The organism is Mesobacillus subterraneus, from assembly GCF_023715485.1.
Lineage (GTDB): Bacteria > Bacillota > Bacilli > Bacillales > Cytobacillaceae > Mesobacillus > Mesobacillus subterraneus_B.
Genome location: NZ_JAMBOF010000006.1, coordinates 205,711 through 226,022 on the forward strand (window position 1 = coordinate 205,711; position 20,312 = coordinate 226,022).

At 40.4% G+C, this 20,312-nt stretch carries 13 protein-coding genes; 10 read left to right on the top strand and 3 right to left on the bottom strand.

What is annotated here, in order from left to right; translation table 11 throughout:
• Positions 1-120: 120 nt before the first annotated feature.
• Positions 121-9,228, top strand: coding sequence for a carboxypeptidase regulatory-like domain-containing protein (locus tag M3204_RS10900; protein ID WP_251481328.1), 9,108 nt, complete (start codon positions 121-123; stop codon positions 9,226-9,228).
• A 249-nt stretch (positions 9,229-9,477) separates the two neighbouring features.
• Positions 9,478-12,240 carry a phosphoenolpyruvate carboxylase gene (ppc, locus tag M3204_RS10905; RefSeq protein WP_251481330.1) on the top strand — a complete coding sequence of 921 codons (2,763 nt, stop codon included), beginning with the start codon at positions 9,478-9,480 and terminating at the stop codon, positions 12,238-12,240.
• A 198-nt stretch (positions 12,241-12,438) separates the two neighbouring features.
• Here ppc and M3204_RS10910 read toward each other — a convergent pair whose 3' ends face one another.
• Positions 12,439-12,900, bottom strand: a complete 462-nt coding sequence (locus M3204_RS10910; RefSeq protein WP_251481332.1) for a hypothetical protein — start codon at positions 12,898-12,900, stop codon at positions 12,439-12,441.
• Between the two features lie 130 nt (positions 12,901-13,030).
• Here M3204_RS10910 and M3204_RS10915 point away from each other — a divergent pair, with 130 nt between their 5' ends.
• The 4 genes from M3204_RS10915 (at position 13,031) to M3204_RS10930 (ending at position 15,232) form a co-directional block, all read left to right on the top strand.
• Positions 13,031-13,318 carry a hypothetical protein gene (locus M3204_RS10915; RefSeq protein ID WP_251481333.1) on the top strand — a complete coding sequence of 96 codons (288 nt, stop codon included), beginning with the start codon at positions 13,031-13,033 and terminating at the stop codon, positions 13,316-13,318.
• Between the two features lie 56 nt (positions 13,319-13,374).
• Positions 13,375-13,980, top strand: a complete 606-nt coding sequence (locus M3204_RS10920; protein WP_251481335.1) for a CBO0543 family protein — start codon at positions 13,375-13,377, stop codon at positions 13,978-13,980.
• A gap of 191 nt (positions 13,981-14,171) precedes the next feature.
• The gene (locus tag M3204_RS10925; protein ID WP_251481337.1) at positions 14,172-14,498 is read left to right on the top strand and encodes an MGMT family protein; all 327 of its coding nucleotides are present in this window, start codon (positions 14,172-14,174) and stop codon (positions 14,496-14,498) included.
• A gap of 98 nt (positions 14,499-14,596) precedes the next feature.
• Entirely contained in the window at positions 14,597-15,232 is a 636-nt protein-coding gene (locus M3204_RS10930) for a metal-dependent hydrolase (protein ID WP_353056009.1), read from the top strand.
• A 93-nt stretch (positions 15,233-15,325) separates the two neighbouring features.
• Here M3204_RS10930 and M3204_RS10935 read toward each other — a convergent pair whose 3' ends face one another.
• Positions 15,326-15,484 carry an aspartyl-phosphate phosphatase Spo0E family protein gene (locus tag M3204_RS10935; RefSeq protein ID WP_251481340.1) on the bottom strand — a complete coding sequence of 53 codons (159 nt, stop codon included), beginning with the start codon at positions 15,482-15,484 and terminating at the stop codon, positions 15,326-15,328.
• A 262-nt stretch (positions 15,485-15,746) separates the two neighbouring features.
• Between M3204_RS10935 and M3204_RS10940 the strand changes: the two genes are divergently transcribed.
• The 4 genes from M3204_RS10940 to lepB all read left to right on the top strand — a co-directional run bounded on the left by M3204_RS10940 (position 15,747) and on the right by lepB (position 18,584).
• A complete protein-coding gene (locus tag M3204_RS10940) occupies positions 15,747-16,430 on the top strand; it encodes a DUF2294 domain-containing protein (protein WP_251481342.1) in 684 nt (227 codons plus the stop codon).
• A 791-nt stretch (positions 16,431-17,221) separates the two neighbouring features.
• Positions 17,222-17,590 (top strand): YbaN family protein, encoded by a 369-nt coding sequence (locus M3204_RS10945; RefSeq protein WP_251481343.1) that lies wholly within the window; start codon positions 17,222-17,224, stop codon positions 17,588-17,590.
• Between the two features lie 40 nt (positions 17,591-17,630).
• Positions 17,631-17,903, top strand: coding sequence for a hypothetical protein (locus tag M3204_RS10950; RefSeq protein WP_251481346.1), 273 nt, complete (start codon positions 17,631-17,633; stop codon positions 17,901-17,903).
• A gap of 129 nt (positions 17,904-18,032) precedes the next feature.
• Positions 18,033-18,584 carry a signal peptidase I gene (lepB, locus tag M3204_RS10955; RefSeq protein ID WP_435367707.1) on the top strand — a complete coding sequence of 184 codons (552 nt, stop codon included), beginning with the start codon at positions 18,033-18,035 and terminating at the stop codon, positions 18,582-18,584.
• A gap of 64 nt (positions 18,585-18,648) precedes the next feature.
• Here lepB and M3204_RS10960 read toward each other — a convergent pair whose 3' ends face one another.
• Positions 18,649-20,196 (bottom strand): HD domain-containing phosphohydrolase, encoded by a 1,548-nt coding sequence (locus M3204_RS10960; protein ID WP_251481349.1) that lies wholly within the window; start codon positions 20,194-20,196, stop codon positions 18,649-18,651.
• Positions 20,197-20,312 lie beyond the last annotated feature (116 nt).

Sequence of the window (20,312 nt, forward strand, 5' to 3'; positions counted from 1 at the left end):
AAAATAGTAATACTATGGAATCATTTTTATTAAAATAGATTTAATATTCAAAAATTTAAAGGTATTTACAAAATTTTGCAGTATTTTTTCGTTAATCATATTTTCTGGGGGTGCAAGTAATTGAAGTTGACAAAGAAGAAAACTGCAAGAAAACTTTCTACAATGATGCTTGCTTTGCTGATGGTAATCTCTACATTTACCCCACAGCTGGCATATGCTTCTGTAGAAAAACCAAAAAGTTTCTCTGAACAAGAACTAACACTCGAAAAACAACGGGAAAAGGCCTATGAAACAGGGGAGGAACTGCCAGAATCAACAGCGAAGACAAGAACTGGAAGTGAAGAGTTGACCAACCTGCTTAATGGTCTCGGGATTGAGCCACCGCCTTTAAAAGGTGAAACTGAAGCAGGGACAGGCGATGAGAAAGATAAAGCAGCTAATCTTCTAAAAGCATTTGAAAAGGAACAGGAAGTCAATGTCATCATCAGGATGAAGGACAAACCAGACCTCACCCAGATCTATCCTCAGGTAAAAACAAAGAAAAACCGCTCAGAAAAAATCCAAACCATCCAGGATCACCTCAAGGATAAAGCAAAAAACTCACAAAAAGGAATTCAGCAGGCATTAACTGCTCTCGAAAGCAAAGGGAAAGGGAAACAGAAAGATTCACTATGGATTATTAATGGTATTACGGCTTCAATTACAATTGAGGCCCTAAATGAATTACAAAAGCGTGATGATATCGCGGAAATATCACTTGACGAAACGCTAAGTTTGCCAGAAGTAAATGTGGAGGAGAACCCGCCTCGTATGCCTCAGTGGGGACTCGAAAAAATCTTTGCTCCGCAGGTATGGGGAGAATATGGGTTAAAAGGAGAAGGAATTGTCGTCGGAATCATGGACTCCGGCGTTGATGGCAACCATGAAGCGCTCAAGGGAAATTACCGTGGCCGGGATGGTAACCATCAATATTCGTGGATCGATTTATCAGGAGAAAAGTATGAAAGTCCAAATGATGGGTATGGACATGGGACTCATGTTGCGGGAACAGCAGTTGGCGGAGGTTCTGGAGAACCAATCGGGGTGGCTCCGGAAGCTGAATGGATCGCAGCAAAAATTTTCAACGATGGAGGATCCACGACTCTATCTGCAATTCACCAGGCATTTCAGTGGTTCATGGCACCAGGCGGGGACCCAACAAAAGCGCCGCATGTAGTCAACAACTCATGGGGCAATTCAAATGCTTATAACCTTGAATTCTATGAAGATGTCAAAGCTTGGGTATCAGCAGGTATATTTCCATCTTTTGCTGCAGGGAATGACGGACCGGGTTCACAGACAATCGGTTCCCCAGGAAGCTTTCCACAAACCTTTGCAGTTGGAGCAACTGATATTTTCGATCAAACAGCATCCTTTTCAAGCCGTGGACCAGTGTTCTGGAAAGATGAAAATGGCCAGGAACAAAGGATCATCAAACCTGATATTTCAGCACCAGGACATAAGATTTATTCTGCATGGCCGGCCAAATTGAATGAAGGAAAATACAACACTATCAGCGGGACATCCATGGCCACTCCACATGTCTCTGGGGCAGTGGCATTACTGCTGCAGGCGAATCCAAACCTGACAGTTGACCAGGTAAAAGAACTGCTAAAGCGGACTTCAAGGGTTGAACCACATATGGGAAACTTGCCTAATGACTCCTATGGAAGCGGAATCATGAATATATACCAGGCAGTGACTGAAGCCGCCTTTGCAGGTGAACTCACAGGCAAGCTTACAAATAAGGATGGGAAGACTATCGGAGGGAAGCTTGAAATAAAAGAAAAAGGAATTTCCTATAACATCGAAGACGAAGGGGATTTCAGCTTTAAGATCAGGGAAGGCAGCCATAAAGTCAGGATCACAGCCTTCGGCTACAAAGATTTCGAAACTACAATCGAGATAAAAAAAGGCGAAGCACTTACGGTTAATTGGGTATTGGAGAATGCCCAGACATTTTCTCTATCGGGAAAAGTAACGGATGAAAATGGGAAAGCTGTTCCTTATGCGTATGTAAGAGTAAATGGGACACCGTTACCAATATATCGTACAGATTCAAACGGGACATTTGAGGTCAAAAATCTGCCTGCTGGCAAATATGTCCTCCAGCTTACAGGCGAAGGAATAAACGGCTTGCCGAAAGAAATTGAGGTAGACAAGGATACTTCCCTCGAATTGAAAGTCAACAATAAGACATCAACGTTCAATGGTCACTGGGGGATGGCAAACGGCAACATGCATCGTAATGCAGTCTCAGCAAACGGGATAGACCTTGATGCACTTGAAAAAAGCTGGGAGTACGATGCCTCAGGAAAAGGGAAAATCTTATTTTCCACTCCTGCCGCGGCAACGAACAAAGTGGTCCTGGTAACTGACAGCGGTTATGTGGTAGCGCTTGATTCAGCTACTGGTAAGGAACAATGGACCGTAAAAATCGGAAACACGAATAGATCGTCACCTACGATTGCAGGAAATACTGTATATCTGTCAGGCGGGGAAGACGGGAAGATCTATGCCCTGGATTTGAAATCTGGAAGCATTGTTTGGACTACTGATGTTGGATCTATGGCAATCTATGAATCTCCAATATTCCTTGATGGTACTCTGTTTGTCGCATCAGATCTGACAGATAACGCAAAGCTAAACGCATTAAATGCAGAAACTGGTGAAAAGAAATGGAGTGTAGCTCTCGGTGCTCCAACCTATTTTGGGCCAAGTGCAGGGGATGGGATGCTATTTATCGGAAGCTATGATAATCAAAAGCTAAGGGCGCTTAGAATCGAAGATGGTTCCGAGGTATGGAACAAAACGCTCGTAAATGAAGGAGTTGCCTCCAAGCCGGTATACGACAATGGGACACTTTATCTGGCAGGCACCAATTTTAACACTGGAGGAGGTACCCTTTATGCCCTTGACGCCAAGACAGGAGAAGAAATCTGGAACGCTGAGGGAATAGGGGATACACAGGCTGGTTCTCCAATCGTCTATGAAAATATTGTCGTCATCGGTTCTGCGGCACAGCCAGCACTGCGTGCGTTCGACGCTGAAAATGGACAACTGCTTTGGGAAAACCGTTTAGTTGGCACAACCCTGAACAATGGTTCAGTTTCCGCCAATGGACTCTTATTTTTTGCAGGCACAAGTGGAAACCTCTCCGTGATAGATGTATACACCGGTGAAAGATTGAAAGATTTCAGCCTCCCTGTCTATAGTACGTCCGGGATTCCAATTCTGGCAGGTCAGGTTATTGTTCCTTACCAGACTGGGGTCCAAAGCTTTAAGGCGCCAGGTACAATAAAAGGTGCACTTAAGGATAGCGGTGGAAAGGCTGTCAAGGGTTCTGTCACTGTAATTGAAACGGGAGAATCTGTCAGCACAGATGAAAATGGAAGCTTCTCATTGAAACATACGCCTGGTGATTACACAATAAGAATTTCCTCTTATGGTAAAAAGCAGATTACAGAGAAAGTAAAGTTCGCCTCAGGTTACCAGTATACTAAAAATTATGACCTAGTAGATGCAGACAAGGGTTCATTCTCCATGCTAGTAAAAGATAAGCGAACGAATCAGCCTTTAGAGGGAGCATTGATCAAATTTTCGGATTCACCAGTAGAGGGGAAGACAAGCAGTGATGGATCCTTTACCCAAGAAGAAGTATTTGAAGGAAATTACTTTGCGACGGTTGCTTTAAATGGCTATAAGCCAGGCAGCGTGGAAATCGTTGTCAAAGCTGGTGAAAAAACTGAAATAAAATACGAATTGCAGCCGATCGACATTGCTGTCCTTAACGATTATAAGAGTGAAATTACCAGCCTGTTGAATGTCAATGGATACATCGCCGAAGAACGCGGCTGGGATGTGGTGGAAGATATCGGCCGGTATAAGGTCCTCTACTTAAACGGCAGCTATGGTTCAGATGGAATCAAGCCTACAGAAGCTCAATTTAAAGAATTGGCGGAAAAGGCAAAGAATAATAATGTAAGCATCATTTTCACTGACCAGTGGGGAGCAAATTATGGATCAATCCACCATTTGAAAGATTTCTTGCAGAACCCTAAAGAGCTTGGGCACGATTATGATGGCGGTGAAGTGAGAATCCAGGTTGAAGCAGAACATCCTATTTTCAAAGGATATAAACCTGGGGACAGAATAAATGTATTAGAAAATAACGCTGACTTTGCATGGTTTAATCAGTATTCCGGCAGGACAATAGGAAAAATCGGCAATACTGACCAGGGGTTTGTAGGATCAGGTGTCGCTTATAATGCAGTATCAGAAGATAGCGCCCATTTATTATTGTCCAGCCATGCTTCCGTTCTTTGGGAATCAGCAAAAGGATGGCTGCGCGGGCAACAGCAGATTCTCTTCAACAGTATTGATTTTCTTTACAACGCGAAATTCGGAAAAATTTCGGGTACAGTAACCAACGCAGCAGGTGAACCTGTCGAAGCGAATATTGAAGTGATGGAAACTGGCGTGAAAACGCAGACGGACGCTAATGGAAACTTCACAATATTCCATGATCCAGGTGTCTATAAACTCGAAATCCGTTCCAAAGGTTTAGGTTCAAAATCGGAAACTGTAACAGTGGCTAAAGGAGCACCTGCAAATGTCCTGATTGCCCTGGGGGAATCGGAGAAAGGATTGCTGACAGGGCTGGTAACGGATTCTATTTCTGGTATGGAACTACAGGATGTCAATGTTGCAGTGAAAAACGAAGCAGGGGATCTTATCGCTGAAGTAAAAACTGCAGCGAATGGACGATATCAAGTATCAGGGTTAGAAGAAGAGGTGTATGAAATTTCATTCAGCAAGGCGGGATACATCGCCCATTCACAGAATGTCGATGTCGCACGCCATTCGGGCGATCTTGATATCCAGCTTCATACGATGCCATCCGTGGGAGTTGTGGGAGATTACTATTCATCTGATAAAAATTTCAAGGCTCTTTTTAATGAATTAGGTGTGAATGTCTTAGATGTGCAGCCTGCTGATTTGGTGAAAAGGATGGCTGAATTTGATGTTATCTTCTTTAATGACCCAATCTCCTCAGCTATTTCCGATGAGATGATGGAAGCGGCAGACAAAGCACAAACAAGCTTGATTTTTGGTGATGCTGTGTGGGGTGGAGGCATAAAGCAGCTCGTGAACGTCAGAAAGGATCCAAAAGAACTGAAAACGATAAGGAAAACTACAGAAGCAGCCCAGTATAAGGTACTCGAGGAGCATCCGATCTTCAATGGATCAAAGGTAAATGATCTCATTGACATCCTTACACCAGCAGCCAGCTATGTCGGATATTTCAAAGATTACAGCGGCTACCCTCTTGCTGAAATCAAACATGAAGGATCAGATGATACACATGGTCTGGGTATTGCTTATAAACCAAGATCTGCGGGCAGCGTCGAATTGCTGATGAGTGGACATGGTTTTGCCTATTACCACGGAGCGAAAGACTATACCGAGGAAGGGAAACAGCTGCTCGTCAACTCCGTTCTCTGGGCGGCAAATGTAAACTTCCCGGTTGTAAGCGGTACAGTTCTTGATGAAGAAGGCACTCCATTAAAGGCCGATATCAAGGTAAAGGGGCAGCCTTTCCAAACCAAGTCAAACAGTGTGGATGGCAGTTTTTCAATTGCAATGTTGTCAGGTGAGTATGAAATTGAAATCAGTGCTTTTGGCTATGCCAATAAAACAATAAAAGTGACGGCCGAAAAGGATAGTGAACCTAAAACGATTCAGATGGAAGCATCTGGAAATATCGGTTCAATTTCTGGTTCAGTCGAGAACCTCAAGGATGGAAATGCAGTTGAGGGAGCAATACTTACGGTATTAGACAAACCGAGAGAAGCTGTGACCAATGTCCAGGGCCAGTACAGCATTTCAAAAATTGAACCTGGAGATTATATGTTAAGGATTGAAAAGGAGGGGTATGTACGACAGGATATTGCGGTGAAAATCACGGACAATCAGAAGGCTTCCCTAAAGGTAAAACTAAGGCCATCACCGACAGTGGGAATCATAGGGGACTTGACTGCTTCTGGCACCACTTATAAGCAATATCTTGAGGAAAGAGGATATAAGGTACTTTACCTGGATTATAAAGATATAGCTAAATTGGATGAAGTAGATCTTGTTTTTGCAAACTCTGATTATAAACCTGATGTTATACCGTCGAAAGAGGTATTTTTGACATTCCAGAAAGCACTAGATGAAAAGAGGAAATCCGTTATCTGGACCGGTCAGGCTGGAGCCCGTGGTTCAATCCGCTACCTTCAGGAATTCTTGAACGATCCGAAAACAATTTATGAACATAACAACAGGCCAGGGGCACAAGGAACAGTACTGGCAGAACATCCATTGACATCCGGTTTTAAACCGGGAGAAACAATCGCGATTCCTGGCAAGTCCGGTTATTATTATGGGTTCGATGGATACTCTGGCAAAACAATCGTGGATTTCTCCCATAGTGGAACGGGTGAGAAGGGCAGCATGGTTGCGTACAAAGGCAGGACAACCGATTCAGTAGAAATCCTGCTTGCCAATATGACGATCAGTCATGTTTTCAAACCAAATGATTCTTTTGACCCGGCCAGGGAACGCCTTTTGGCTAATGCATTGAACTGGGCTCTCGACGAAAAGGAAGCACTCGTCGGTGAATTACATGGTATTGTCATGAATGAAAGCGGCCCTTTAAAAGGTACAGTCACAGTCACAGTAAAAGAAACAGGAAAGAGCTATCAAACGGATGACAAAGGGAAGTTCTTTGCCGCTTTGGAGGAAGGAACATATACCCTTACTGTTGAAGCATTCGGTCATTCAGCAAAGGATTTCACAGTAACCTTAAAAAATGGAGAGGCAGCTGCCGAAAACTTCATCATCAAATCTGTAGATTCCGGTATTCTAGCTGGCAAAATTGTAGATACAGCTACTAAAGACCCCGTTCCTGAAGCCAGGGTAGAGGTAATTGGCACACCTGTGACAGTAAAGGCAAATGAGGAAGGTAAATTTCAAGCGACACTTCCTGCTGGCAGCTATGAAGTAAAGGTAATCGCAACAGGATTTAAGCCGGTTTTCCAGACTGTGGAAATTGTAACCCGTGAACAAACAGAAATAAATGTCTCTCTTGTTGTTGCGGAAAAAATTGCCGTGCTGGCGAATCCGTATCAAAAGGATAAGATCTTGCCATTCCTTGAATCAAATGGATATGACTTTGATTTCTATCCTTATGCAGAATACGAAAGCTTGATAGAGAATGTACCAAATTACAAATTAATCATCGCCAATGACACATCTTATTATATGAAGGATGACCGATTTAAAGCGATGGTCGAAAAAGCGAATGAAAATGAAGTCAGTATAATGTTTACTGCCATGTTTGGTGGAGTTATCGGAGATTTAAGGGATGCATACGGAGATCCGGAAGAACTTGTGAACAGTTATGTCGACAAGGAAATCAACCTGAGAGTGGAAGAAAGCCATCCGATTCTCAAAGGATTGAATAAAGGAGATGAAGTTCCTTTCCTTTTAAATCCGAAAGGCGCTGTACAGTATTCTGTCTATAAAAACTACAGCGGCACTACCCTTGCTACTCTTACCAATCCCGCTAAAGGAGATCTTGGAAGTACGATCGGCTACAAATTCAGTTCATCGAACAGCGTCCACATTCTATTGTCCGCTCTGCAAATTGGCAACTACGGGCAGCCAAATGACAGATGGACGGAAAATGCAAAGGCGATTTACTTAAATGCTATTGATTATGCGTTGACAGCAAGCCAGGGTGAACTCAAAGGAGCAGTAGTAGACAGCCAAGGAAAACCAATTGCAGGGGCATTAATCACCATCGAGGGAACCAGCCAAAAGACAACAACCAACGCAGCTGGTCAGTATAAGTTTGGCATCGGTGCTGGCGATTATGAATTGAAGGTACAGGCAAGAGGGTTCGCCGAGCAAACAAAACAGGCGAAAGTTGCAGAGCTGGGAAGCAGTGTAGAGCTGAATTTTACGCTTGAAGCAATTGATGGTTCCGACTTGAATGGAATGATCACCGGCAAGAAAGGTAAAGAACCAGTGGCCGGGGCTTCACTAACACTGATGCCTAAAGATGATGCAGATTTTAAAATGGAAATTGCCAGTAAAGAAGACGGGACCTTCACATTTGAGAATTTGCTGCCTGGAGACTATACCATGAATGTACTTGCAGAAGGTTATCTGCAGGAAACATTCGATGTTGTGATCGGAACAGAAGATAAGAAATTCAACCTCGAGCTAAATGCATTTGAAGCTGCTGTGCTGGGTGATGTCAACGGTTCACTGACAGGATTGCTTAACGAGCAGAAGCTCTATGCAGAAGAAAAAGCCTGGGATATCTTAGGGAACGTAGGTGCCTACGATGTTATTCTTGTCAATACGGGCAAAGGAACTAAGGAACAGTTTGAGCAGCTGATTAAAGAGAGCGATGAACATAAGACAAGCCTGGTATTCACTGGAACATGGGGCGTCGCTGAAGGTTCGATCCAAAGACTGAAAGAAAATCAGGGCAGTCCGGAAATGGATCAACAAGGATATAATGAAGGAGCAATATATGTCGAGGCCGCAGATGGACATCCGTTATTTGAAGGAATCAATGCAGACAATAACGGCAAAGTTAAAATCCATGCAGCGAAGAGTCCTTACTCAACCTTCAAGAATTACACCGGTATTCCTATCGCAAGCCTATATGTAGACGATGAGAGCAAAGGTGATTCGATTGCATATGAATACAGAAGCAAAGAGCACATGCACCTTTTGATGTCTTCCTTTGCGGTAACGAATATCATCGGTCCAGACTATGGATGGACTCAAGATGGCAAGCAGTTGTTCGTAAATGCACTTCGCTGGTCAAAGGATGCAGACCAGGAAATTCCTGAAGAGCCAACATGGGCTAAAGAGGAACTCATGGTCAAGAATGAGCCAGCATTAATAGAAGGCAGTGCAGAGCTTGGTACGACAATCAATATTTATGAACAGCATGGCAATGACGTATCTCTGTTAAAATCGGTCAAAACTCGATTGGATGGGACTTTCTCGATTGTGTTAGATCTTGATAATGGAAGTCACACTTTGATCGCTGAAGCCGAAAACTTCGCCGGAAAAACAAAAGCATTAAAATCAATGAAATTGATCGTTACTGGCAAACCAGAGTAAAAGGACAGAGCAAGCTAAATAATATGAGGCAAATGCTGATATTGGCTTCCCATTTAGGGAAGCCTTTTCTTTGGAAGGGGATTGAGAAAAAGCAAAACTGTGGAAAATTATTTGATGAATAATGATGCTCAATCTAATAAAATTCCAAGCTAACAATTAAAGGTTATATGCATAACATTTCACATTCTATGTATTTTTATGATATATTAATATTTAAAATATTCTTACAAGTATTAGGAAGGTGACACTATGACATCAGGAATCGAAGTGAACGACAGCAGTTTACCATTACGCAGAGATGTAAAGATGCTTGGAAACATCCTTGGCGACATTCTAGTCTACCATGGCGGGGTGGAACTATTTGAAAAAGTTGAAAAAATACGGGCAATGTGTAAAACGCTCAGAAATGATAGTGACCCTGACACATACCTGGGTCTAAAAGAAGAAATCACAGGTTTGTCTGTTCCTATGAGAAGAAATATAATCCGTGCATTTTCCGTCTATTTTCATTTAATCAATGCAGCGGAACAAAACCACCGGATCCGCAGGCGCCGCGACTATCTGCTCAAGTCTGAAATCAGCGCACAGCCAGGCTCAATCGAAGCAGCCGTCCTTTCATTAAAAGACAATTATATATCCTCTGAAATTATCCAAAATGTACTCAATACCATTTCCTTGGAACTGATTATCACCGCCCATCCGACGGAAGCAACTAAACGTTCTATCCTGGAAATCCAAAAAAGGATTGCTGATATCTTAAAAAGCTTGGATAATCCGCTCCTGTCAAATAAAGAGCGCGAACAGATCGAAGAAAGCTTGTTCAATGAGGTATCTGTCCTATGGCAAACAGATGAATTGAGGGACCGAAAGCCAACTGTTATTGATGAAGTAAGGAATGGACTCTATTATTTTGACCAAACCCTTTTCGACGTCCTTCCGGAAATACACCAGGAAGTTGAGACAAGCCTAAAAGATCATTACCCTGACCATGTATGGAAAGTGCCTCACTTCCTTCGTTTTGGCTCATGGATTGGCGGTGACCGCGATGGGAACCCGAATGTAACGCATGATGTCACATGGGAAACCCTTCAAAGGCAAAGGCGTCTTGTCCTGAAAAAATACAAGGCTGTTCTTGTCGATTTAATGAAACGCTTCAGCCATTCAACAACTCGTGCGGCAGTTAGTGAGGAGTTAGTTGAATCTGTCGTGAGGGACGAGGAAAAATTCCTGACAGAAGAGCAGAAATGGAAAATCGAAGGTGAAGTATACCGCAGGAAATTTGCTGTCATCATCCAAAGACTGAAAGAAGCAGGTAGATCCGAGGTTGGTTATAAATCGTCCGAAGAAATGCTCAAAGATTTAATGATGATCCGGGAAAGCATTTATCTCCATCACCCTGTACATCATGAGCTTAAAACACTGCAAAAGATGATTCGCCAAGTACAGCTGTTTGGTTTTCACCTTGCGACGCTTGATATTCGAAACCATAGCGGAGAGCATGAAGCCGCAATCACTGAAATCCTGCGGAAGGTAGGAGTTACTCAAGATTATCCATCTTTATCGGAAGAAGCGAAACAAGATCTACTGTCAAAAATTTTAGCTGATCCGCGCCCATTGCTGCTCTTGCATGATGATTATTCAAAAGAAACACAGGAAATGCTCCAAGTGTTTGAAATGATCAAACGCGCGCACAGTGAATTCGGTAAAAGATCGATCACAGTTTACCTAGTAAGTATGACTCAATCAGCAAGTGATTTACTTGAAGTGCTAGTTCTTGCAAAAGAAGCTGGCATTTACAGGCTACATGCAGACGGAAGCTTTGAGACAGACTTGAATGTAGCACCATTGCTTGAAACGATAGACGATCTTACAGCGGGACCTAAAATTATGGAAACTTTATTTAAGATGCCAGTATACCGGGATCACTTGAAGAAGATGGGCGACCAGCAGGAAATCATGCTCGGTTACTCTGATGGAAGCAAGGATGGCGGAACATTGACAGCTAACTGGAAACTATATAAAGCCCAGTTGGAAATCAATGAAATGGCGAAAAAATATCAGATTGGACTGAAATTTTTCCATGGACGTGGCGGATCCCTAGGCCGTGGCGGCGGACCGTTAAATAGGAGCCTTCTTTCACAGCCAGTCGAAACGCTTGGACAGGGAGTAAAAATTACTGAACAAGGAGAAGTTCTATCGTCCCGCTACCTGCTCAAGGATATTGCCTACAGAAGTCTTGAACAAGCTACATCGACAATGGTCAAGGCAGCCGCAAACGTATTGAAGGAATCTGAACAGGGACATTTACGTGATCAAAGATGGGTAGATGCAATCGAACAAATCTCTGCTGTATCACTGAGAAAATATCAATCCCTTGTTTTTGAAGATCCGGATTTCATTACGTACTTCAACCAGGCTACACCATTAAAAGAACTTGCCGAGCTAAATATCGGCTCTCGTCCCATGAGCCGTAAAAACAGCAGCAAATTTGAAAACCTGCGCGCAATTCCTTGGGTTTTCGCCTGGACACAGAGCAGGCAGCTATTCCCGGCATGGTACGCAGCAGGTTCCGGGCTGGAAAGCTTTGTGCAGCAAAATCCAGAAAACTTGAAGCTTTTGCAGGAAATGTACGAGGAATGGCCTTTCTTCAGAAGCACTGTTGACAACCTGCAAATGGCATTGATGAAGGCCGATATTACTACGGCACAGGAGTATACTTCTCTTGTGGAAGATAAATCGATCGCAGACCGTATTTTCGGCAATATTGTAGAGGAGTATGAACGGACCAAGAACATCTTGCTTCAGATTACTGAGGATGATGAGCTTCTTGACCATACTCCAAATATCAAGGATTCTGTGCATAGACGAAATCCATATGTTGATCCACTTAACTTTATCCAAGTCGAACTGATCAAGGAACTTCGCAGTGATGAAGATCCGGATGATGAATTGCTCACACAAGTACTGTTAACGATCAGCGGCGTTGCTGCAGGATTAAGGAATACAGGTTGATAAGAAAAGACCCGCCATCTTAAAAATGGCGGGTTTCTTAATTTAAAAAATATATTTAAACCTCGAATTTCCGATGCTATTATCCAGTTCTCAATACTAATGCTGGTTTATTCAAAAAAAATCAAGATTTAGCCCACAAGATTATGGTTCTTGCTCGTAAAATGGCATTATGTTATTAAGCTTCAGCTAGCTGCAACTTTAGCCCAGAAGTTTCATTTGCCGTTCCGTAGTAATCTGACTCAAAATTTCATGATTAAGCGAAGAGGCCATTTTCAATGTGAGTTCGAGCACTTTGCGCATACCCTCTTTATGGCCGTTTTTGATTGCCAGGCCATCGCATTGAATTTCGCTGTCAACGTTCAGCTCCTGTTCATATACCGGATACTCAATATGTCCCAGCTCATGCCAGATTATCGCCTCTTTAATTTCTTGGTCGGCGCAAAATGCAGGATAATCATACACAACGATAAACCAATCAAATTCTGCCTCATACGATTTATAAAACAGGGTCAAAATCCGCGGATCAATATTCCATACCTTAAGCCATTGCTCTTGTTTCAACCCAAATACCTTCATGACTGCTTCCTTATTTTCAATGATAGCGATCCGGCCATTGACATAATACTTTTCTGAGTCCAACAGTTCCCCGATACACTTCAAATAAATCCCCCTTCGCGGCATTGACCTGTTATTATTGTTAAATATATTAGTTATTCCTAATCAACATGAGTAAAATAAAAAAGATGGGATATAAGACAGTTAAGCAGAATATCTGAAAGGGGGGCTGCAGGTGCTATGTTCACATATTTACTTAACAGTGAAACGCAGAATTAAAGATAATGAACAAATATTTGAAGAGAATGAAGAACTAATTAAGGTGTTTGAAGACAGAATAACAACAGCTTCCGAGGATTTTAAACTGCACGACATTTTAGATATTTCTTTTAAGAATATGTCCGGGAAAAAAGGATTCCTTTATCTGCACACAACAAGCGGAGTTTATTCTTATATCACAAACATTGAGCCCGTCCGGCTTATTGAGGTATATAAAGAGCTAAAGAATCAACATTTAATCTAAAATAAATACATATAAACAACAAAAAATCACACTCTATATACAAAGGGTGTGATTAAATGCTTTCGTGGACTATAGAACTTATACAACCACTCATGACTTTCCAAGGAAAAGTTCTAGCCTCCATCTCATTGCAAGATTTACTTGAAGCTGAGAAGAACTATCATAATGTTTTAAAAGCTTATTGGCATGATAATAATTTTCTTACCTTAAGATGGTGGTTCCTAGTAGTTCTATCAATTATACCTGCTATAATTTGGTGGCTTGTAGTCGATAAAAAGAAATTGGTTGAAAATACAGCCTATGGATTATTTTATGGTGTAGCAGCCATTTTTTTAGATTCGATTGGAAGCAATGCAATGGTCTGGACTTATCCTGTCCGATTGACGCCATACTTGAACCCGCAGCTCTACCCATATGATGTCGGAGTAGTGATCATCCCCTTCATGCTCATTTATCAAAAATACGGATATTCCTTAAAAAAATTTATTCTCGCAACAGCAATTTTATCTCTATTTCTCGCTTTCATTGCTGAACCATCTATGGTTTACCTTGGTATATATAAAGAGCTGACATGGAAACACATTTATTCGTTTCCTATTTACTGGCTTTTAGGGTTGAGCTGCTGGGCAATCATTAAAAAATTCAAATCATATGAAAAATAGGAAAGAATGCCTGTTTCGATGGGATTTTTTCATTGAACAGGCATTATATATTCTATTATCCACTGCAGGAGCCTCACCGGACGTTCTGCGCATGACCGGAACGGAAATCAACAGTATAATGTAAGAAAGCTAAAAAATTAAATCTTTCTCTTCTAAATTGAAATTCTTGATAAAAGATAGGATGAAAAAACATGACGAGTTTTACCGAAAAAGCCCTTCAAATCATCCAGAGTATTCCTTCTGGAAAAGTGATGACATATGGCCAAGTGGCAAGCGAAGCAGGAAGCCCAAGGGCTGCCAGACAGGTGGTACGTATTCTGCACTCAATGTCCAATAAATACAATCTGCCATGGCACAGAGTTATTAATTCAAAAGGCGAAATAGGTTTTAAAGATGAAGAAATGCTTTTTACGCAAAAAACGCTCTTGGAATCAGAAGGAGTCGAATTCGTAGAAGAAAAGAAAATTTTAATTAGCCGATTCCTATGGCAAACGGATATGACTGATTTTAATCAATAACCCTAAGATCTTTTCGCCTTATAAATAAGCCATTTACAGGATTGTCACTATTATTATATTAAAATATAATTAATAAATATTTTACATAGAAAGTAAGGGTGGAAGGGTTGAAAGGTACAATGCATGCAGCATTAGGGGCCGGAGCAGGATTCATAACAGCTAATTCCTTGCAGAGCGATCCTTCTGCTACCATGTTTTTAGTGACGGTGGGAGGCATAGCAGGTTTGCTCCCAGATGTGGATGTAGATGGAAAGTTGAGCAACAAAATTACTTTTTCTTATAAATTGATACGAACTGTTGCCCAGCTTATAGGATTTCTTATGATCTTATACAGTTTTTTGGAGGGAAGCAGTTCTGAAAAATGGATCGGGATAATTATTGGGGCAGGGATGATGATTATATCATCCTTTCTTACACAGCGACGAATGCTGACAGTCACAGGTATAGGAGTACTGGCGGGGGGACTGTCGCTGCATGAAAGTTGGCTGATCTTGCTGGGCATCTATATTATCGTCGCATCATTTATTTCTCACCGAAGCTACACACATACCTTAATAGGAATGCTGTTCTTCGCTGCAATAGCTTTAAGATTCGAGCAATCAATAGGGGTAGAAGGTACATTTGCCGCTTGCATGGGGGCATACGCCAGCCATCTGATTGCCGATATGAAAATCCTGCCGTTTAATAAAAGAGGCGTGAAATATTTCTTGCCTATTTCTAAAAAGGAATTTTAAGTCTGGAACTGAAATCAACATTCTAATTTAATATTGCCTAAAAATAAAAGATCACCGACTATGGTGATCTTTTTTGGGGTGTAGCTAATCTATTTAATGAAGCATTTCCTGGTATTTTAAAATTAACTCATCAAGCGTTTGGCTGATCTGTACCGTTTCAGGACTTCCAAAACCAGTTTTTAGTCCCAATTTGATCATTTCTTCTCTAAACAATTCAATTTTCATCGTAAGAATTTCTTTAGAAATATCCATGGCAGGCTCCTTTGGAAGTTTTAATTCTGACTTACTAATAATATCGGCAAAAAAAGGGGAATTTACAGGGGAAAAGGTATTTTTCTTTTAGGCTCTGTTAAAGCTCAATATTGTTATTTAACCCTGTTGTTTGTAGCGGAAGCACCCATACTTTTTTATACATAAATTATCAGGTTCCAAAAATTTATAGAAGACGTTTAGAGTTTTATTATTTATAAAATAGGGAAAATGAAGAGGAGTATATTGTATAGCGAGGTATATTATGGAAGCAGTAATTTTAGAAAAAGAAATAAGTGGTTACATTGGTAGATTGCTGCGTGAAAATTTCGGCCGCGGTCCTGGCAATGTATTTTGTACAATATCCCGACCTTTCGTCTCTATTTATATTACAAATTTTTTATCACCGATGGAGAATACACTAATTTCGAATCAGCAAAGCGTGTATGTCCAAAAGACAAGGGACCTGATGATGGAAACTTTAGAAGAAGAGATAAAATATTTTATAGAGCTGCATACAGAGGATAAAATAAAGGAATTTCATTATGACTGGAATCTGGATGCGAAGTCAGGAATGTTTTTATTTGTTTTTGAGAATGGCCAGCCATATGACTTTGCGTCATATGAGAACAAAGAGAAGATCCATGAGGAAATTGGCGAGCTGAGCATGGAAATCCAAAAGGCACCGGAACACACACATTCCCTGCTCATGAATGAACGCACATTGATTATTATTAGGCATGGTATCTTAATCAGTCTTGAAAAGGAGTTTATTGGACTGGGCTTCCAGGAAACATTAAAAATCGCAAAGCGGAACTTGGAGAAAAGAATAATAAACCGGCATAGAGTGAAATTTGAAGCCTTTCTAAATGCAAAGGTCATTGATTATTTCATCGACTGGAACTTTGACCAGGATAAAAGCTATACATTATTCATATTGAAGCCATGAGTGGATGACCTTGATTTATTTTAATATAGATGATATTATAATCATCAGGGTAATGATTAAAACTCTTAATCATACTAAATAGCAATAAACCACCATTTTAACAATAATATAAACTTATAATATTTATTCTGATAGCAATGAATGGGCATAGAACCAGACATAAGTCAGAAAAGGATTTGTTTGCTTATAGTCCTTTTCTGGCTTTTTTTATTGGAATTTAATAAATGGTAAGAATTTAACGGCAGGATTGACAGAGACAATGGATAAATAAGATGCAAAGGAATGATTCTTTATAATAATGACCAATAACAACACCGATTTAACTTCATTCATCGATCAGTTTATTAAAGAAAAACAACAAATCAGTTCAGAAGTGCAACGACCTAATACTATTAAAAGAAAAGAATTAGAGTTATATTTAGAAGAATACGCAGAGAACCATGCAATCGAATTTCAAAAAATATCTGAACCAACAAAAACCATTTATACCTTTTCAATAGTGGACCAAGATACCCTAGTTGAATTTTTCTATAGATATAGCAATTATTATACAAGGCATTCAATCACCGTCAAATAAACTGCTGTCCTTAGGGAACAGCAGTTTTTTATATACGGAAAGGTATTGTATTACCACCCTGCTTATAGGATAATTTTGTCATTGTTAATAATAGGGGTATACTTATGCAATTGTCATTCAACTGTTCTTTCGATCGGTATCCCGATCAATATTTACAAATTAATAGTAAATTTATAGAGACAAATTGCAGCAAAAAGCAGGAGGGAGGACTCAAGTGAATTTCGCAGTCAGAGCTTTATTGATTACTATTGGCACAATCTCCATCTCACTAGGAGTAATCGGGATTGTACTTCCTCTTTTGCCAACCACGCCGTTAATTCTGCTAGGTGCAGCCTGCTATGTCAAAGCATCAGAAACACTTTATCAAAAATTGATTAGGAACAAATGGCTTGGCGGCTATATCAGGGATTTCCGCGAGAAAAACGGAATCACCCTCAAGAATAAAATCCTCAGTCTCACCCTGATGTGGCTCTCTATTTGCGGTACCATTTTGTTTATGGATCTCCATTTTTGGCTGGCAGCAATTTTAATCATAATTGCAGTGACCGTCAGTGCATATATTTTATCTTTTGATACCCTATAACAAAGTTGAATATTTAAATGAGCAAAGGTGAGAGCCAGGCATGTATGAATTCAAGCATGAACGCGAGCGCAAAGAAAAAATTCTCAAGATCTATCTAATTATATTTGGTATTACAGCGATTGCTACTTTCTTTTATGGTTTATATACGAATAGAAGTTCACTTGCAGGTTCGTTTTTCAGCCTAGTATTTTCGTTGATCATCTTAATTTTCGCAAGAAAAAGGAAAGGATGGGCCATCTTTTTGATACAACTCTTAGTATGGATGCATGTGGTTGTATTATTGCTCGTTATTGTTGTTAGTATTTTACAATAGACGTATGGATTCATTCCCACAAATACTTTACCAATTCATTATCACTAATAACTAATATATAATCATAAAAATAGCAGGAGAGTGAAAGGAAAAAATAGAATATATTCGTTAAGAATCTTCAGTTTTAAAATGCAGGGAGTGCTGGAAATGAACCCTAAAAAAGAATTGATATCTTGGATAAAATCCTTGATGCTGGCCATAATTTTGGCCTTATTCATGAGGACTTACCTTTTTTCCCCCTATATAGTAGAAGGAGCATCAATGGAGCCGACCTTGCATAATCAGGAAAAGATTTTCGTCAATAAATTGGGCACCTCGAATGACCTAAAAAGAGGCGATATTGTTATCATCAAAGGAAAAGGTGAGAACTACGTTAAAAGAGTGATTGGTTTCCCTGGTGAAAAAATAGAAATGAAGAATGATGAATTATATATTAACAAAGAAATAATGAGAGAATCATATTTGACAGCGAATCTTCATTCAGCTAACAAAAGCGGAAGCAAGTTGACTGGAGACTTTGGACCATTAGTGGTTCCGGAAGGACATTTATTTGTGATGGGGGACAACAGGCTGCACAGTATGGATAGCCGGAATGGGCTTGGTTATATCAAAAAAAGCAGCATCGTTGGTAAAAGTGAGATTGTCTTTTTACCGGTAAAGAATATCCGGAAGATAAAGTGATATTAAACCACTTTAAGAAAGGAGCAATGGAATAATTCCATTGCTCTTTGCGCATATAAATAAATTAACTTATATTCCTTATATAATCTTGAAACTGGACAGTTCCAAAAGACGTCTCGTTGAAAACACCTTTCTTCATCAAATCTCCGAACAAACTTGAGAATTCCGGATCCCATTGAACTCCTTTACCATCTTCAATTATTCGAAGGGCCTTTTCGAACGGCATTCCTTTGCGATATGGCCTGTTTGAAGTCATGGCATCAAACGCATCCGCTACTGCAATAATCCTTCCGAAAAGAGGGATATCATTTCCCTTGAGCCCGGATGGATATCCATTTCCATCATAACGCTCATGATGATACATGATGCCTTCGATTACTACACTCATTTCTGAAAATCCTTGTACTTGCTGGACAATATTTGCACCTATTTCAGGATGTTTTTTTATTTCGTAATATTCAGCATCTGAAAGCTTTTCGTCTTTGAGCAAAATTGCATCTGGGATGCCTATTTTTCCAATGTCATGGAGAATGGCTGATTTCTTCAATAAGGATAAATCGTATTCTAACAGGCCGTACCTTTTTCCAATAGCGAGGGAATAAGCGGTTACCCTAGTTGAATGTCCGGCGGTGTATGGATCCCGCGCGTCCAATACAGCCGACAAGCTCTCGAGAAAACTCTCAAACATTAACTGTTTTTGATTATCGCGGTCCTTAATCGCTTCAACCATATGATTGAATCCGCTAACCAAACCGGCAAATTCATCAGAATACAATTCATCTGTTTTTATTAAGTTGCCTTGCTGAATTTCTTTCATCGATTCCTGGAGCTGAAGGATTGGCTGTTGGACATCTAAAAACAATAGCTTTGCCCCGAAATAGGCAAACGCCAAACCTATGAGAATAATGACAAATGCCCAGCTCCAATAATTCTGACCCGATTCTTTCAAGATATCAAGTTTCACCTGAGTTGCAAGGCCGAATAATAGAATAGGAAAAACAGTGATATAGAGGAAGCTTAATTGGAATTTCCGCTTGATGGACATGACCATTTTACCCTTTTGCGTAAAAGTGTGATTGAATTGTGTTGTGGAGATTAGATCCAATTCCTTTAATAATGGCTGGACTGCTTTAATCGTCATGAAAAATTCAATAATAGCATGCATGCCGGCAACCAGAATTGCCCCGATGATTGCGAAAGTAATGAAGATATAAGGTATACTTAACAGGTTGAAAGAAATAAATGAAGCAGCCAAAATTACTGCAGGAATTGTCAAGCCAAATAGATGCGGTCCCATAATCCTTTTGAAGGTCTGGATAGGAAAACAGTGCAGTTTGTTAAACGCATTGTGAAGATCTTCCAAATCCATTTTGTCATTTTCAAATACCTGCAATATAGGCTGGATATCTTTAGAGAATGCACGATATTCAAAGAAAGCCATCACCAAAAAAGATATCCCCAAAATGACTCCCATGTAGTAGACTTCAGTTATGGAGAGTGAAAGAGTGAAGAAAATAAAAACACCGCCAACCCCGAGAACAGCTAATGTCGAGCCAAAGATATAATTATATAAAAGCTGTTTTCTAAATAACAAAAAAGATTCCACGTACATTTCTCCTATAAACAAGTTGTTTTGTTAATTATTAACTATCAAAGGATATCTGTAAAGCAGATTTATATTAAGACTGGAACAGGAATTATGTGACTGCAGGAGCGTCAAAATGGGAG

Excerpts from the sequence above, each read along its gene's own strand:
- ppc (WP_251481330.1), top strand. The coding sequence starts at position 9,478 with ATGACATCAGGAATCGAAGTGAACGACAGCAGTTTACCATTACGCAGA.
- M3204_RS10920 (WP_251481335.1), top strand. The coding sequence starts at position 13,375 with ATGCTTTCGTGGACTATAGAACTTATACAACCACTCATGACTTTCCAA.
- M3204_RS10925 (WP_251481337.1), top strand. The coding sequence starts at position 14,172 with ATGACGAGTTTTACCGAAAAAGCCCTTCAAATCATCCAGAGTATTCCT.
- M3204_RS10935 (WP_251481340.1), bottom strand. The coding sequence starts at position 15,484 with ATGGATATTTCTAAAGAAATTCTTACGATGAAAATTGAATTGTTTAGA.
- M3204_RS10940 (WP_251481342.1), top strand. The coding sequence starts at position 15,747 with ATGGAAGCAGTAATTTTAGAAAAAGAAATAAGTGGTTACATTGGTAGA.
- M3204_RS10950 (WP_251481346.1), top strand. The coding sequence starts at position 17,631 with ATGTATGAATTCAAGCATGAACGCGAGCGCAAAGAAAAAATTCTCAAG.
- lepB (WP_435367707.1), top strand. The coding sequence starts at position 18,033 with ATGCAGGGAGTGCTGGAAATGAACCCTAAAAAAGAATTGATATCTTGG.
- M3204_RS10960 (WP_251481349.1), bottom strand. The coding sequence starts at position 20,196 with ATGTACGTGGAATCTTTTTTGTTATTTAGAAAACAGCTTTTATATAAT.